Here is a 15,658-nt window from a genome sequence, read left to right as displayed (position 1 = left end):
GTTTTCCTACTGAGCAGGTATCTGCCTTTGTCAAAGCAGTATGCAAGGTTTCACGACAATGGCCGATTGTTTGACCTTCTTCGGATCGACAAGCCAGCGGCGAACAGTTGATCCGTCGTTCCATCTATAGTCGATCAATACGAGGGTAAGATCGTCTTGCCGCTTCTCAAATCCCTCTTGAAACGGCACAGCAAGCAGCTGTGAGCCTCCAGACACCTTTTGATCATCTGAGGTTTCATGATCGGCGGTTCCTGACTTTTTACCGCGGGTTATCAGAACTGGCTCGATTAACTCGATGGGGTCAACTTCGAGAGCAAAAGCAAGCTTTTGCACGGTCGCCATTGAGGTATAATATTGTGAACGTTCCAGTCGGCCAACATAGCCTCGTTCAAGTCCTGCCTTAAGTGACAGGGCTTCTTGGCTAAGGGATTGAAGCCGCCTTAGTTTTCTTAAATTTGCACCAACGCGATCTCGTAAATCCATGCGAGATCAATGGCTTGATTTTGGCTGATAGTGCGACGGAGTATACTACAGATTTTGTTGTTTTGACGTTTGGTGCGGCGCATCATGAGAAACCGGCACACACCCTAGTGAGCAACTTGCTTGCAATATATGCAAGCATGACCTATATAGACCCATGAATAGCAAACACCGCAAGACTCTGGCCGTTGTCTTTGCCGACCCAGTGTCGGGAACAGTCGAATGGTCCGCTGTTGAGAGATTACTTGTCGCAGCTGGTGCGCAGGTCATCGAAGGACGCGGTTCACGAGTGCGGTTCGAAAAGGACGGCGAGGTCGAGACGTTTCATCGTCCGCATCCCGCCAAGGAAGCCAAACGCTATCAGGTGCGCGCCGCCCGCGCATTCTTGGAACGGATCGGAGTAACGCCATGACCAATACCATGACCTACAAAGGCTACTCAGCCCGCATCGAGTATGATGATGAAGATGGCATTTTCACTGGCCGCCTTGCCGGTATCAGCGATGGTGTCGGATTTCATGCTGACACGGTTGAAGCGTTGCGGGATGCCTTTCATGAAGCGGTTGAAGACTACGTTGAGACTTGCGCAAAGGTCGGCAAGGAGCCGCAAAAAGCATTCTCGGGTCAAGTCATGTTTCGCGTCGATCCCGAGGTACACCGCAAGGCGGCACTCGCGGCGGAGCTGTCTGGCAAAAGCCTGAACCAATGGGCCGAAGAAGTTCTTGGTCGCGCGGCGGAGTAAACGAAGACACTGAACATCGAAGCGTCGGGATTGTGGGTAACGCGCTGCCCGCCCAACAGGGCGGGGCATTGGCAACCAAACTTACTGCTGGGTATGCTTAGATTTAAGTATCCAGCGGTAGTCTCACGGTGTCGCCCTCAATCACGGGGAAGGAAATTTTGGTGAAACCGCAGTCGGTCAGAAAAGACACGATTCCCGTCACGGTTTTGAACTCACGAATGGAAATTTCACCTGCCATCCTAGAGCGCGCCGTGACCAACATTTGCGTAGTCCCATCGGCATGTTCTGCGTGCATCGTCCAAACTCCAAACCATGATGATGCTTTGCGCGTTGGCGATACGTTGCATGTAATGATGAGTTTCGAACCCGTCTCAAGGCGCTGTTTCAATGCGACCTCTGTTAATACATTGGGTGTTTCTGGTGGGTTCAACGGCAAGATTCAATCCACTCTCAATCGGTCAATAATGCTTTATTGTACCAACACCGGTCCCTAAGACAAGCTACGAAGGGGGCTATCTGCCCCCGCGCCAGTGGCGCTCCCCCGAGGATTATTTCGGGGAAGATAAAGGTAGGTGTCCTATCCTTCTGCGTCGTCCGAAGTAAATTCGATTTCGATTGTGCTGAACGGCTCTATACGGGTCAGACCATCGTTTCCGATTGACGCTTGGATAACATCAAGGGCTTTGCTTGCTTCGGTGTGAAAGTCTCTGCCATCACCCGATTGGGAAAGAACGTCGCGTAGATCAAGCGTGATGGTGAACACCATTTCGCCCATGTCGATCACAACAACTTCGTGATCCATGCTGCGTATCGACGGTTCCGACTTGGCGAGTATCGAGCATAGTTCAACCATAGCTTCGGGGTGCAACGTCAAGCCGGTCTGTTTTTGGGTTTCAAAAAACAGGGCTGCGATAAAGTTGTGAGAAACAAAGCGAGTGTCTTTCACGTCCCAATCGTTCATAAAATCGGCTGTGTAGCCCTCGTCAGCACCGACCAATGCCGCATATCGGTCGCGGCACGCTTCACGCATAGCGCCTTTGGTTGGGTAGGATGTTGCGAGGGCCGCAAAAAGTGTCTCCGCTAATGTATGCGGATCAACGGTGTCATCGTCATGGCCGGACGCAAAACCGACAGGGATTTTGGCCTTGTTTGGTCCTTCGATGTATGGGGCACCTTCGCCAAATGAATCGCAATATCGTAGTGGTTCACCAGCGAAACGTTCTACAAGTTCCGAACCTCGACCAGCGCGAACAGCTCTGATCCAAATATGGCGTGTAACTTTGGACACTGACTTTGTTCGGAATCCAATCAAATAGTAGTTTTCGTCTGGGTCAAAATCCACTTGCCAAAAGTTACCTTCAACAGCTTTTGCAAGTTCATTCGCGAACAATGCTTCGTCCTGGATGGTGAAAAATTCTGTTGGCTTCTTTACTGGCTCAAGGCCCCAATACTCATACCAATGATAGTCGGGGTCATGATGCTCTGGCAGCGTATCCGCGCCGTAGACGTGGATGGAAGCAAGACGACCGATAATTGCACCAATGACTTGATCTTGCCAACCAAGGGAGGGCGGCAAGCCTTGCTCGGCAAGACCTTCAACTGTGAAGGTGCGCAGGTAGATTTCGTCGATCCCCTCGTCTTCATCTTCCGCTTGGCGCTCGTCGCAAAACTCGACAACCATATCATTTGTGAACCGTATATAATCATAAAGTTCTTCCAAAACCGGACCCGGCACTAGCAGTTTGCCGCTGTCCCATTTCTTGATCGTATCGAGCCGAGTGGAAAAAATGTTGGATGCATCCTTTTGGGAAAACCCAAGGTATTTGCGCATGTAAGCGAACCGATTATCCATAGCGATAATCCTCCATTTGTTGTTGAAACTGGACTTGAAACCAAAAGCCAGTGGACCAATCCTCCGGCTGTGTTGAATCGTAGTTATCTTCTGCGAACCGAGCAAGCGGTTAAAGGGCCATCTGCATTCGGCCTTTAGGGCAAACAGGCTGGCCTAGCCTCGCGCGGTAGTCAGCAAGGGCGTAATTAACTCACCCAAAACTGAAACCGGACCTTCGTGCACAATGCAGCGAAACAGGAACAAGAGCCCAGAGCGCACGGTTTTCTTCAGTAGAGCTAAAGTCTGCAGTCTGGGGAAGGCGGAATTGCCTCAAAAACGGCAGCCCAAATCTGGCATTGGGAGAACGTTGCGACACCTTGGTGCAGCACCTCCACTGCATAACTGTCTCGTCTCTGTTGTCTCTCTTCGTTGATTTGCGATGTCGAGCCTAGGGTGCAAATCATTCTGGCCACCAGAAGCATATGAAAAAGGGTGCTCCAAACATGGAACACCCGCATTGTTTTGCATCCAGAGCCGGCTTACTTCAGCAGCACGTCCAGCGGCACAGGTTCGCTGATTGTAAAGCTGCCGATGACACCTGGTTTGCCATCTGTAATCTCGACAATCTGCATTTCAGCAGAGTTCTGGTGGTGGATCTGATCAGAGAAGCTGCGCGGACCAAAGACTGTTGGTTCGCCATCCATCTTCTCAAGTTCGGCTGTTACGGCTGATGCTTCGACAGTTCCGGCCCGTTCGACCGCTTTGGCCCATAGATCAATCAGCAGATAACCCGGATACGCGTATGTGCTGGACGGACCAGCGCCTGTAGCCGCCTCAAACGCATCACGGAGTTCGTTTACGGCAGGACGCGTATCATCGCCGTAGATAGACCCTTGAACCGGCACAATGAAGTTGGACAAATCAGGTGCGGCGTCCAGCCAGTAGGAGCCATCAACCGCAGAGCCGTTCAGGATGGTCGAGTTGATGCCCGCTGCCCGAATTTGGCGCACAGCAGACGCAGCCCCCGGAATGTAGGAGCACAGCATGATCACGTCTGGTTCGCTCTCAAGGCCTTTGATCCGGGTGATCTGGCTGGCGATGGAGGCATCGCCATTGAGGAAGGTATCACGACCGACAATCTCGCCACCCGCTTTGGGGAACATCCAGTCGAATCCGGTGCAGATACCTTTGTTGTATTCGATTGTCGTATCAAGCAGCACATAGCCGGTTTTTGCTGAACGCTCCTTAACGGACCATTCCGCCATCGTCGCCCCTTGAACAGCCGCCAGAACAGAGGCGGAGAAACTGTTCGGGCCAACCCCTTGGATACCTGCCTTGATGTCTTCTGCGCAGAGGAAGAAGGAGTTCAGGCCCGCCGCCTCAGCCGCCAAGGCTGCAGGTGCGCCAAAGTCGTAGTCACAGGTCACGATCAGCATTTCCGCGCCTTCATCGACCAGTTGCAGACCGGCACTTGCGGACTGTGCCTGATCGCTCTTGGTATCGGCTTCGATCCATTTGATCTGCTTGCCAAGCAGACCGCCGGCCGCATTGATCTCATCAATCCGGATGCGCGCCGCGGCGACGGCAGGGGCGTCATAGGCTTCGAGCCAACCGGATTTTGCAATGGCAAAACCGATTGTTATGTCATCGGCCATGGCGGGCGCGCCAAGCGCTAACGTGAGGGCTGTTGCAGTGAAGAAGTGTTTCATTAGTCGTCTCCCTTTAGGTTTCGATGTGTTTGATTTTCCGGTTAGCGGCCACCGATCCGCAGCCGGAGTTCACGCCCGCCAGTCAGACCGGCAGGGCGTAGAATGAGAACCAGGATCATGATGATCCCGATGATGATTTCCTGAGCACCCGTTGGCAGAGCCAATGTCGTCTCGCCAATCTCCATGCCCCGCTCCATCCGCACGAGCCCCTCGATGATGATGGACAGAACAAGGACCCCCATGACAGCGCCGGTCAGGCTGCCAATGCCGCCCACGACAAGCATTGCAAGGGTAATGAAGGTAATGCCGAGGTAGAAGCTGTTGGGGTTCAGAACACCAAGCGAATGGCCAAAGAGCGCACCCGCGACACCCGCAAAGAAGGCAGAGACCACAAGAGAAATGAGCCGATGGCCATACATGTTGATACCGCTGGCGTCTGCGGCCACTTCGTCTTCGCGGCTGGCACGCAAGGCCAGTCCGGATGCGGAGTTGGCATACCACGCAGCGGCCAGAACTGTGACAGAGGCCCACCCCAGAGTAACCCATTGATCGGCATATCGTGTCAGGCCGACAACAGAAGACGTGGCCCCCGTGACGCCTTCCCAGCTGGAATAAACGGTGTAGACAATTGCCAGAAATGCGAATGTCGCGATAGAGGCGGCGATGCCGGAGAGCCGCAAGATCGCAGCACCTGAAATCAGTGCAATGACAGCCGCCAGAAGGCCCGAAGCAACAGCAGCCGGAAAACCATGCCATTCAGCAGTCGCCAGATACGGCCAGAGATCAGGTAGGAACATCCCCTTCATCTGGGGCCTCAGGGTCAGCCATGCAGAGCAATAGGCCCCGATCGCCATGTAACCGGCATGTCCGAAACTGACGAGGCCGGAGTTGCCAACGAATATCCAAAGCCCGACAACAAAGGTCACGCGGATCAGGGTTTGCGCCGCCATACGCGCCAATGATTTGTCACCCAGAAGCGTGACCAGCAATGTGAACACCACCAGAATGGCGATCAGCAAGATTGGCGTGGACCAAGCACTCAGGCGCTTTTGTTTATGTGTTTGTGCCATGTGCTAAACCCTCGGCTTCGTAGATCTCGGAGCGAACAATCCGTCGGGGCGCAGCAGCAAGCTGACAATGACCAGCGTATAAAGAAACGCATCACGGAAAGGCCGTGCTTCGAGCGGGAGGAACCCCTGCAAAATGACCGAAGCAGCGCCAATCAAAAATCCCGCCGCTACAGCACCGGGCAAACTGCCCAAACCGCCGATCACTGTGGCAATGAAGGCAACCAACATGATCTGCCCGCCCATGCGAATGTCTGCCACACCGGTTTGTGTGACCATGATCAGCGCCACAGCGGCAGCCAGCGCGCCAGACAGGGCAAAGGCGCCGGTGATAACCACATTGGCCCGCACACCCAAAAGCCGCGCCATGGTGAAATTCTCAGCCGCCGCGCGCATTTCCAGCCCGATCCGCGTGCGTTTCAAAAGCAAGGCAAGCGTCACAACAACGAGCAAAGTGGTGCAAATGACGATGATCTGTAGCAAAGGGATCGAGGCCCCTGCGATGCTGACGGGCTGGTTCAACTCTGGCCAGAGGCTTACTGCCTTGGGACGGCTGCTGTAGACCAACAGCAGTGTATTCTGGATCACGAACCCCAAGGCAAAAGATGAAATCATCATCGCCACAGGCGTGGCATTGCGCATGTGCCTGAAGACAAAGAACTCGGAGGCGACGGCGATTGCAGCGCCGATCAGCAGCAGCAGCGGGATCAGCAAAATCGCCGGCGCTTTGCCCAAGAACATGACGGCAACTGCGTCCGTCGAGGGCACAATCAATGCAAAAACGCAAAAGGCGATGTATTCGCCGTGGGCGAAATTCACCAGTTTCATCACCCCGAAGATCAGAGCAATCCCAAGTGCGGCCATGGCATAGATGCCCCCAAGGCTCAGCGCATCAAAGAGCAGCTGTGGAACGGCGTTCATGTCGCATCCTCCGACTGGTTTTGCCCAAAGTAGGCTTCCTTAAGCAGATCGCTTTCCGCAAAGCCTGCCGCATCGCCATCGCCGGCAACATGACCCCCGCGCAGCAACACCATGCGCCCGCCAACCCGGGCCGCGCGGGCTGAGCTCTGTTCAACGATGATCAGGGTCAAGCCGCGTTCGGCCTGCAGATTGACGAGCGTTTCATAGACCTGATCGACAATATTCGGAGCCAACCCAAGCGAAGGTTCATCCACCATCATCAGTTTGGGATTGGTCATCAAACCGCGCCCGATCGCCAACATCTGTTGCTGTCCGCCGGACAGTGCTCCGGCATTGGCATGCCGCCGCTCACCCAGGATAGGAAAGCTCTGGTAGATCCCGTCGATATCCGTTTCAATCGCCGCCTTGTCCTTTCGGATGCCCGTGCCCACACGCAGGTTTTCCTCGACTGTCAGCGTTCCGAAAACCTCGCGGCCTTCCGGAACCATGGTCAGACCCAAACGCGCTATCGCTTCGGGCGAGCGGCCATTGAGCACATCGCCGTCCACCTCAATGCGGCCATGGGTCGTGGCAACGGCTCCGCAAATCGCCTTGAGCAGAGAGGACTTGCCCGCCCCATTCGGCCCGGAGATGAACAGCCTCTCACCCTCTTGAACAGTAAAGGAAACATCCGACAGTGCAGGCACTTTGCCATACCGAACCGCGACATCGAAAACACCCAGCTTTGACATCACGCGTGCTCCATGTTTTCTGGCGCATGCTCTGCGCCCAGATAGGCTTCGCGTACCGCCTGGCTGGCCAGGATCTCGGTCTTGTCGCCCTCTTCGATGATCTTGCCCGCGTCCAGAACATAGACATGGTTTGACAATGACAGGACAAGCCCGACGTTATGCTCGATCAACAGGACACCGCAGTTCAGCTCATCCGCGATCCGCCTGATGATTTGTGCCAGATCATCCGCTTCGGTTTCGGACATGCCTGCGGCGGGTTCGTCCAGCAGCAGGTAATCGGGGGCAAACATCAGCGCACGCGCAATGCCGACCCTGCGCTCGTCCGTATAGGGCAGCCCGGCTGCGGGCAGTTCGGCAAGATGCCCGGCCCCCATCCAGGACAACACGCGCAGCGCTTCGTCTTCGGAGGCGCGCCGCGAATGGCCAAGGCCCACCCCGGTCACTGCAAGATTGTCCAGTACATCCAGCCCGGAAAACAAGCGCCCGGCCTGGAACGTGCGCGCAAGACCCCGGCGGCGAATGTCATAGGGCGCTTTGGCGTTGATGTCCTGCCCATCCAGCATGACCGTGCCTGACGTGGGGTCCTGAAAGCCTGTGATGATGTTGACGCAGGTGGTTTTGCCTGCTCCGTTGGGGCCGATCAACCCGACAATTTCCGCCTTCTTTAGCGAAATCGTCACGTCATCCAGAGCCTTGAAGCCACCAAACGCAACGCTGATTGATTCCAGTTCCAATGACAAAATCTTATCCTTCGCGTTCCTGTTCCGACCGTTGTGCTCCACAGCCGCCAACCGATGGCGGCTGCGGGTCCTGGTGATGCTCACTAGGTCCAGTGTGCCACGCTGCGCCGCTCGAAACTCTCGCGGAACTGTTCGATCGTCTTGGGCAGCGGCTCGCCGGTTTCCCAATCCAGGATCACCGCATAGCGTCGCACGGCGTCCATCGCGTCGATCTCGCCGTTGCGATACATCTCGGCAACCTTTTCAGGATCAATGCGCGCCCAAGCCACGCGGTTTTCACGAATATGCGCCCGCAGTTTCTCGGTCTCGGCCTCATCGACCTCATATTCACACAAGTCCGCATCAATCTCTTTGATCACAACGCCATAGTCCAACGCGGCTCGTTTGATAGAGACATAGTCATCCACCACATCTGTCAGAACAGCCTCTGTCTTTCGTTCAAGCGGGTCGCCAAAGCCGCCGCCCCCCGCGGTCGGGCGCGCAAACTCATCTCCCGAATACATCGGGAAGCCAGAGAAGACAGACCCAAGCCATTCGTGCGTGTCCGAGCCGGCGCGTTTGATGGTCAGACCATGCGGCATGGAGGGCAAACCGCCATCAACACCCCAGACAACGGCGCGTTCGCGGTCGCAGACATAGGACATTACGGATTTTTCACTTTCCAGAAGCAGGGAGGTTTTCTGCACCCCTGTCCCACCGCGCCATTTGCCCGGGCCTGCGCTGTCTTTTTTGATCTGAAATTCAAGCGTCCGGGTCGGGTTGACCCGCTCGTTGCCTTCGTTGGGTTGAGACATGAGCCCGGTTCCGAAACAGGCGGTGGTGACGTCGCTGCCATCCTTGCCGCGCCGTCCGCCCCAACCGCCGGGGAGCCATTCGTAGAACATGAATGTAAAGTCCTCCTCGCGCCGCTTGTCCGTGCCCCCCGCCAACAGGTATTCAAGATTGAATGCACAGGCGATGGCGCGCTCCGGCATGATCTCCGACCACATCTCGAAAACCGAGTTCATGATCTTTTCAAACGGCATCAGGAAGCCGGTGACCGCCGTGGGCCACTGGGCACTGACCACCGAATTTTCCGGCGCAGCGACAGAGAGCATCCGATAGAAGCCGGAGTTCAACGGCAGGTCAGGAAAGAAGGTCTTCATCCCCGCGACGACAGCCGAGAATGTGGCTCCCGGCGCGGAATTGTACATCGAACCAATCGTCGGGTGGCTGCCTTCGAAATCGTAGTGAATCTGATCACCCTTGATTGTCATCTTGATGTGGATCGGGATCATCCCCTCGCCACCTGACGGGTCCCGGTCGATGTAGTCGACGGATTCCCATGTGCCGTCGGGCAGCGCCGCAATACGCTGGCGCACGGCGCGTTCAACGTAGTCCTGCACCTCGTTCATGCCCTGCTTGACCTGCTCGCGCCCGTACTTTCGCACCAGCCGCAGGATTTCACGTTCGGCCACCTGCGTGGCCTGTGCCTGGCTGTGGATGTCACCGATAATCGACGCGGGGTCGCGTGTGTTGTTTGCGATCAGGTTGGCAACGTCGGAACAAAAATCGCCGGCACGGAATAGCCGGACAGGTGTGATCCGAACCGCCTCGCGGAACATGTCTTTCGCCGTCACATCAAACGAACCGGGCACAGAGCCACCCAGATCAGACCAGTGCCCGTTTGACTGCGAAAACCCGATCAGCTCGTCTTCATCAAAGATCGGCCGCACCAGACGGACATCGCTGAAGTGCGTGCCACCTGCGTAAGGGTCGTTGATTGCGTAGACATCGCCGGGCATCATGTCGCCCTTGAAGACGCGAATGACGTCTTTGCAGGTAAAGTGCAGCGTGCCGACGTGCACCGCGATGTCATCGTTGCCCTGCGCAACCGAATTGCCTTCGGCATCATGCAGCGCGTTTGAAAAGTCGCGGTTGTAGATCACAAAGGAGTAACAGGTGCGCAGCATCTGCTCGGCCATCTGGTCAACGGATGTGATGAAGGAGTTCTTGAGAACTTCAAACGTGACGGGATCTAGGGCTTTTGAATCACTCATAGTATTACTCCTGCACTCGGATGAGAATGTTCATGTATTGATCGACTTCAGCAGTCGTGTTCGGCGGAATTACGGTGGTTGAATCGAACTGCTCGACAATGGCGGGGCCGTCAAAGGTCGCACCGGCGGTCAGGTTTTCACGCTCGAAAATCATCGCCGTGTGGGCCTTGCCGTCAAACCAGACATCGCGTGTCTTGTCGGTCTTGGGCTTGTTCTTCCTCACCTCGTGCTTTTGCAGCTCGGCCTTGGGAACCATACCCGTCGCCGTCAGCCCCACACGGAAGATCGACACCGGTGCGTCATCCCGGCGGAAGTTGAATTCGCGCTGGTGTTCGCTGTGGAACCCGTCGATCAAGGCCTCAATATCGGTGACCTTGGACGGCGCAGATACTGCCAAGGCACGCCATTGGCCCTGATACATCATCTCGACCGTGCGCTGCATGACAATGTCCTTGGGCGCTACGCCTTCGTGCTTCAAACGATCAGCGGCCATGGCCTCCAGCCGCACGAAGGCGGCCTCCAAATCCTCCGGCTTGGTATCAGCCGCAGCAGCCATGAAGCTGTCTGAGAAGTCGTGCTGGATATCGACCAGCAGGCAACCCAGAGCCGATGTCACACCCGGATTGGGCGGGATAATGACAGTCGGGATCGACAACTCCTTGGCAATTGCCGCACCATGCAACGCCCCGGCTCCGCCAAACGCCACAAGCGCGAAGTCCCGTGGGTCATAACCTCGGCTAATCGACAGCAAACGCACCGCATTGGCCATATTTGCGTTTGCAACCGCAACCACGGCTTCGGCGGCTTCGTGCAGCTCCATTCCGAAAGGCTCGGCCACAGTCTCTCTGACCGACGCTTCGGCCAGGGCAGGATCAAGGGTAATCTTGCCCCCCGCGAGCGATGTGCCAAGGCGGCCCAGCACAACATTGGCGTCCGTGTTTGTGGCCACTTCATTGCCGTTCTTGTAGCAGGCAGGCCCAGGGAAGGCGCCCGCAGATTGCGGTCCGTTGCGCAGTGACCCGCCTTCGTCTTTCCACGCCAGCGACCCACCGCCCGCACCGATGGTCAGCACTTCGATCGACGGGAACCGGATCGGATAGCCATATTCGATATACCAGTCTTTGGTGACACGCGACTTGCCTTCATACACCAAGGATACGTCCGTGCTGGTCCCGCCCATGTCAAAACCGATAGAATTGTCAAACCCGCAAAGGTTGCCAATAAAGCGGCTGGCAATCGCGCCCGCGGCAATGCCCGATCCTGCCAGACGCGCGGCAAAGTCTTTAACGCTGGCCGGGGTCATCACGCCGCCGCCCGTGTGCAGCAACAGCAGATCGCGTTCGTAGCCGCCGTCAGCCAGCTTACCCTCAAGGCGCGCTACATAATCAACGACCGAAGGCGACACGACCGCGTTTGCCATCGTTGTCGAGAAACGCTCGTGCTCAAAAATCTCCGGCAGGACCTGTGAAGAGATCGACACCGGCACATCCGGCATCACACTCAGCAGAATGTCTCGCATCCGCTCTTCATTGGCCCCATTGGTGTAAGAGTTCATAAAGCAGACAGCAACAGAGGCGACTTTGCGCTTCTTCAAAACATGCGCGATGCGCAGCGCTTCTTTTTCGTCCAGCTTTTCCAGAACCGTGCCGTTCGCGTCGACGCATTCACGGACGGTCAGACGGTCCCGACGCGGGATGTAGGGTTTGGCCACATCCTTGTAGGTATCCCACAGATCCTCCTTGTTGGCCCGGCGGATTTCGACCACATCGCGGAACCCTTCGGTGCAGATCATCGCAGAACGCGCCAAATTACGTGTGATCAGCGCGTTTGTTGCCACGGTTGTCCCGTGCGAAAACATCGACACCTCGCTGAGGTCGATGCCGCCCTGATCAATCCCGTTGAGAATGGCAACCATCGGGTCATCCGGTGTCGATGACGTCTTTTCGATGCGGATCGCACCCGTTGTTTCGTCCATGATGACGACGTCGGTAAACGTCCCACCCACATCTACGGCAACTCTGGTATTCTTCATGTCTACATCCTTCAAAAGACAACAGGGCATCAGGAAGGCGCCGGCGAAAGCCGACACTACTTGGAGATTTTCGGTTTTAGCTAAGGGTTATGGAGGGGCCGACTTCTGGCCTTGCTGCGCGGCTTTGCGCGTTTCGGTCGGTGTGCAGCCGAACTGCGCACGATAGGCTTTGTTAAACTGGGATTGATCCGAAAACCCCCACCGATGGGCTATCTCGGCAATTGTGATGGCCCCTTCGACGCTCAGGTCCTCGCGCGCGCGCACCAGACGCTTTTCGCGGATGAACCCGGAAACCGACCGGCCCGACTCCGAGAACAATTGTTGCAGATAGCGCTGCGACACATTGCAGGCCTTTGCCACAAGGCTTGAGGAGAGATTCTCATTGAAGAGGTTGTTGCGGATAAACTGTTCTGCGCGGTGCAGATGTGCTGCGCGGATTGTCGAGGTTTCGCTGTCCAGCACACGGTCATCTTTGCGGATTGAGAGGCACAGCAGATCAAGGATGTGCTTGCCAGCGGCCGCGCGCGCCTGCTCATCAAGCAAATCGACGTGCAGCGCCGTTGTCTTGACGGTATCCAGAAAATAACTGGCCACACCGGCTGTGCCATCAAAACTCAGCGCGCCCAAACGGTCTGTTGGGCCGATGCGGGCCCGCACGCTTTCGGAAGACACCTTCAGCACCAACAGCTCGTTCGTCTGTTCATGCCAGAACTCGTAGGGCAAATCGCCCCGTTCGACCAAAAACTCGCCCGGTGAACATTTCGCCTGGCGGGCATTCTGGTCAAAGCCGACCGTCCCCAATCTTGGAATGGTAATCAGCAGACTGCTTTCAACTTCGTCCAGAAAGTGCCGCTTGTGCCTTTTGTATAGAATGCCGTCGCAACGCATCTGCGACAGACCGACGATACCGAGGCTCCAAGTATTGAGATCACCTGAAAAGGACTGGTCATCCGCCATCGTGGTCTCTAGGGGAAAGAACGTATCTGAGACAGCCGCCTGCCACTGGGTGGCAGTCATGAGCTTTTTTGCAGCTTTGTCCTTCTGATTCATCCAACGTCCCCCAAACACAAATGGCGAAAACACAACTGTCTCATGTGTTAAAATAATCGTAGCATCGTTCCGGCAAACCACTTTGGCAAAAAACGCACAAACTCTTGTGTCACGTGTCAATTCGCGCACTTGCGATTCTTTCATCGGGCCCAGAAAGGCCCCGGAAAATCCTAAATATCTAACTAAAACATATTTTTACCAACCATTTGCAGCGCGAGAACACCGCCAAATCGGGTCTTGGTTTTGTGAAACGGAAAGCTGCGAAGGCAACAACCTGAGCGGGATTGGGCCGCATTTTCCCCAAGATTCACGGCCGCTGCGCTTCAAAAAAACGAAGCATCCAAACAGAATCACAGGATGGAAGTGTCCTCAAACCACGACCGAAATCCCGGCGGGCGTTTCTGCTTCAAATGGGCGGCCTCGCTGGCCCGCAGAGAGGATGCTCGGAACAAAACTGCTTGCTAAAAGCAAGAAAGCGGCGATAGCACTGAGGGCAAATCGCGGCCCCCTGCCGCGTGAAAAACGCCAACTTACAAGAAGTGATGCCTGCCATGGATGTGCGACCAAATTCAGACGAAGCCCGTGATATCGCTTATCATTTTCACAGCTATACCAATGCCGAAGCGCATGAAAAAATTGGTCCGCTGATCATTGAATCAGGCGAGGGAATCCACGTCACCGACTCAAACGGCAACCGCTATATCGAGGGCATGTCCGGCCTTTGGAGCGTGGCAGTCGGGTTCAACGAACAACGCCTTGTGGATGTCGCCAGCCGGCAAATGCAAAAGCTGCCCTACTACCACAACTTCTCGCACCGCTCGCATGGTCCGGCGATTGATCTTGCTGAAAAGCTGATCGAAATAGCCCCCGTGCCAATGAGCAAGGTTTTCTATACCAACTCGGGCTCCGAGGCGAACGATACAATCGTCAAGATGGTCTGGTATCGCTCGAACGCGCTCGGCAAGCCCGAGAAAAAGAAGATCATCTCGCGCCTGCGCGGCTATCACGGCGTGACAGTCGCCGCCGCGTCGATGACGGGTCTGCCCTATAACCACAAGTCCTTCGATCTGCCGATGGAGGGCATCTTGCACACCACTTGCCCGCACTACTGGCGCGAAGGTCAGGACGGCGAAAGCGAAGAAGCTTTTGCGTCACGCTGTGCCCAAGATCTTGATGATATGATCCAGTCAGAGGGCCCCGAAACTGTAGCCGCATTCATCGCCGAGCCTGTCATGGGCGCGGGCGGTGTTGTTGTTCCTCCGGCGACCTACTGGGAGAAAATCCAAGCGGTTCTGGCGAAATACGATATCCTTCTTATCGCAGATGAAGTGATTTGCGGTTTTGGCCGTACGGGAAACATGTTTGGCTCTACAACCTTTGACATAAAGCCCGACATTCTCACCATGTCCAAGCAGATCACCTCCAGCTATTTCCCCTTTTCGGCTTTCATGATCAACGATCGGGTCTATCAGCCAATCGCCGACGAAAGCGGGCGCATCGGTGTTCTGGGGCATGGCTATACGGGCGGTGGCCACCCCGTCGGCGCAGCCGTAGCGCTGGAAAACATCAAGATTATCGAAGAGCGCGATCTTGTGGCCAATGCCGCCGAACGCGGTGCAGAATTGCAAGCTGGATTGACCGACCTAACGTCCCACCCTCTCGTTGGAGAGGCACGTGGCATTGGCCTCATAGGCGCACTTGAATTGATCGCCCCAGAGGGTAAATCAGGCGATTTTGCCCCTGGAAAACTCGGCGCCCAAATGAACGCAATCATGCTGCGCAACGGCCTCATCTCACGTAATATGACAGACGCGATGGCATTTTGTCCGCCATTGATAGTGGGCGCGAATGACGTGCGAGAAATCATCCAGATCACAAAAAAGAGCCTGGAGGAACTGGCCGCAGACATAAACGGGGCCGCCTAGTCAGGGGAACGACAAGCCAGAACTCTTACCCTTTCCCATCCGGGAAAAACTTGGGTCGGCCTGTCTACACATTTTCCGGGTGGCGCCTGTCACGCGAGCTGATCTTTACAAATCTCGTTCAACCAAGAGCTTCTTCGGGTGAACCTATGCTGAGCGGCTTTCAGACCGGCGAGACTCCGTTCTTGTTGACGGCCTCTTTGTTGCTTTGGTGCGTTGCGGCGGCGCGGGCCGAGCTGTGACGCGCAGGACGCGGACGACATGCGCGACGCGCTTCTGCATGAGGCGGCAGAGGCGCGCCGCTTGCCCTCTGATCCTGACTGGGGCGTCATCGAAAACTCCGGCCTCACCTGGGGCGGGCCGATCAGGGAGCAGGGTGGACCGTGGTAGGATCA

14 protein-coding genes are annotated in these 15,658 nt (G+C 55.9%); 4 read left to right on the top strand and 10 right to left on the bottom strand.

Translation table 11 applies throughout. From position 1 onward, the window contains the following. Positions 1–30 precede the first annotated feature (30 nt). Positions 31–483, bottom strand: a complete 453-nt coding sequence (locus R1T45_RS00735) for a helix-turn-helix domain-containing protein (protein WP_083790418.1) — start codon at positions 481–483, stop codon at positions 31–33. 154 nt (positions 484–637) lie between these two features. Here R1T45_RS00735 and R1T45_RS00730 point away from each other — a divergent pair, with 154 nt between their 5' ends. Both R1T45_RS00730 and R1T45_RS00725 read left to right on the top strand, forming a co-directional pair. Then, entirely contained in the window at positions 638–892 is a 255-nt protein-coding gene (locus R1T45_RS00730) for a type II toxin-antitoxin system HicA family toxin (RefSeq protein WP_007121033.1), read from the top strand. Then, positions 889–1,221 carry a type II toxin-antitoxin system HicB family antitoxin gene (locus R1T45_RS00725; protein WP_007121032.1) on the top strand — a complete coding sequence of 111 codons (333 nt, stop codon included), beginning with the start codon at positions 889–891 and terminating at the stop codon, positions 1,219–1,221. Before R1T45_RS00730 ends, R1T45_RS00725 begins: the two co-directional genes overlap by 4 nt. A 577-nt stretch (positions 1,222–1,798) precedes the next feature. Here the strand turns inward: R1T45_RS00725 and R1T45_RS00720 are convergent. From R1T45_RS00720 to R1T45_RS00680, 9 genes are all read right to left on the bottom strand, one after another. Then, positions 1,799–3,073: a hypothetical protein gene (locus R1T45_RS00720; protein WP_007121030.1), complete on the bottom strand. Its 1,275-nt coding sequence runs from the start codon at positions 3,071–3,073 to the stop codon at positions 1,799–1,801. A gap of 518 nt (positions 3,074–3,591) precedes the next feature. Next, on the bottom strand, positions 3,592–4,761 hold the full coding sequence (locus R1T45_RS00715; RefSeq protein WP_152467149.1) for an ABC transporter substrate-binding protein: 1,170 nt from the start codon (positions 4,759–4,761) through the stop codon (positions 3,592–3,594). 41 nt (positions 4,762–4,802) lie between these two features. Beyond that, on the bottom strand, positions 4,803–5,831 hold the full coding sequence (locus tag R1T45_RS00710; protein WP_007120584.1) for a branched-chain amino acid ABC transporter permease: 1,029 nt from the start codon (positions 5,829–5,831) through the stop codon (positions 4,803–4,805). Between the two features lie 3 nt (positions 5,832–5,834). Beyond that, a complete protein-coding gene (locus R1T45_RS00705; protein WP_007120583.1) occupies positions 5,835–6,749 on the bottom strand; it encodes a branched-chain amino acid ABC transporter permease in 915 nt (304 codons plus the stop codon). Continuing rightward, positions 6,746–7,480, bottom strand: a complete 735-nt coding sequence (locus tag R1T45_RS00700) for an ABC transporter ATP-binding protein (RefSeq protein ID WP_007120582.1) — start codon at positions 7,478–7,480, stop codon at positions 6,746–6,748. The genes R1T45_RS00705 and R1T45_RS00700 overlap by 4 nt, the downstream gene beginning before the upstream one ends. Next, entirely contained in the window at positions 7,480–8,220 is a 741-nt protein-coding gene (locus R1T45_RS00695) for an ABC transporter ATP-binding protein (RefSeq protein ID WP_007120581.1), read from the bottom strand. The genes R1T45_RS00700 and R1T45_RS00695 overlap by 1 nt, the downstream gene beginning before the upstream one ends. An 83-nt stretch (positions 8,221–8,303) precedes the next feature. Further along, the gene (locus tag R1T45_RS00690; protein ID WP_317388940.1) at positions 8,304–10,259 is read right to left on the bottom strand and encodes a hydantoinase B/oxoprolinase family protein; all 1,956 of its coding nucleotides are present in this window, start codon (positions 10,257–10,259) and stop codon (positions 8,304–8,306) included. Between the two features lie 4 nt (positions 10,260–10,263). After that, entirely contained in the window at positions 10,264–12,291 is a 2,028-nt protein-coding gene (locus R1T45_RS00685; protein ID WP_317388939.1) for a hydantoinase/oxoprolinase family protein, read from the bottom strand. Between the two features lie 87 nt (positions 12,292–12,378). Beyond that, positions 12,379–13,341, bottom strand: a complete 963-nt coding sequence (locus R1T45_RS00680) for a helix-turn-helix domain-containing protein (protein ID WP_317388938.1) — start codon at positions 13,339–13,341, stop codon at positions 12,379–12,381. A gap of 551 nt (positions 13,342–13,892) precedes the next feature. Between R1T45_RS00680 and R1T45_RS00675 the strand changes: the two genes are divergently transcribed. Together R1T45_RS00675 and R1T45_RS00670 are read left to right on the top strand one after the other, a co-directional pair. Further along, positions 13,893–15,266, top strand: coding sequence for an aspartate aminotransferase family protein (locus tag R1T45_RS00675; RefSeq protein WP_040701702.1), 1,374 nt, complete (start codon positions 13,893–13,895; stop codon positions 15,264–15,266). Positions 15,267–15,524: 258 nt separating this feature from the next. Further along, entirely contained in the window at positions 15,525–15,653 is a 129-nt protein-coding gene (locus R1T45_RS00670; RefSeq protein WP_317388937.1) for a hypothetical protein, read from the top strand. Positions 15,654–15,658 lie beyond the last annotated feature (5 nt).

Source organism: Sulfitobacter sp. LC.270.F.C4 (genome assembly GCF_032922545.1).
GTDB classification, from domain to species: domain Bacteria; phylum Pseudomonadota; class Alphaproteobacteria; order Rhodobacterales; family Rhodobacteraceae; genus Sulfitobacter; species Sulfitobacter profundi.
The sequence above is the reverse complement of the archived record's forward strand: the minus strand, read 5'-3'. Positions and strand labels throughout refer to the sequence as shown.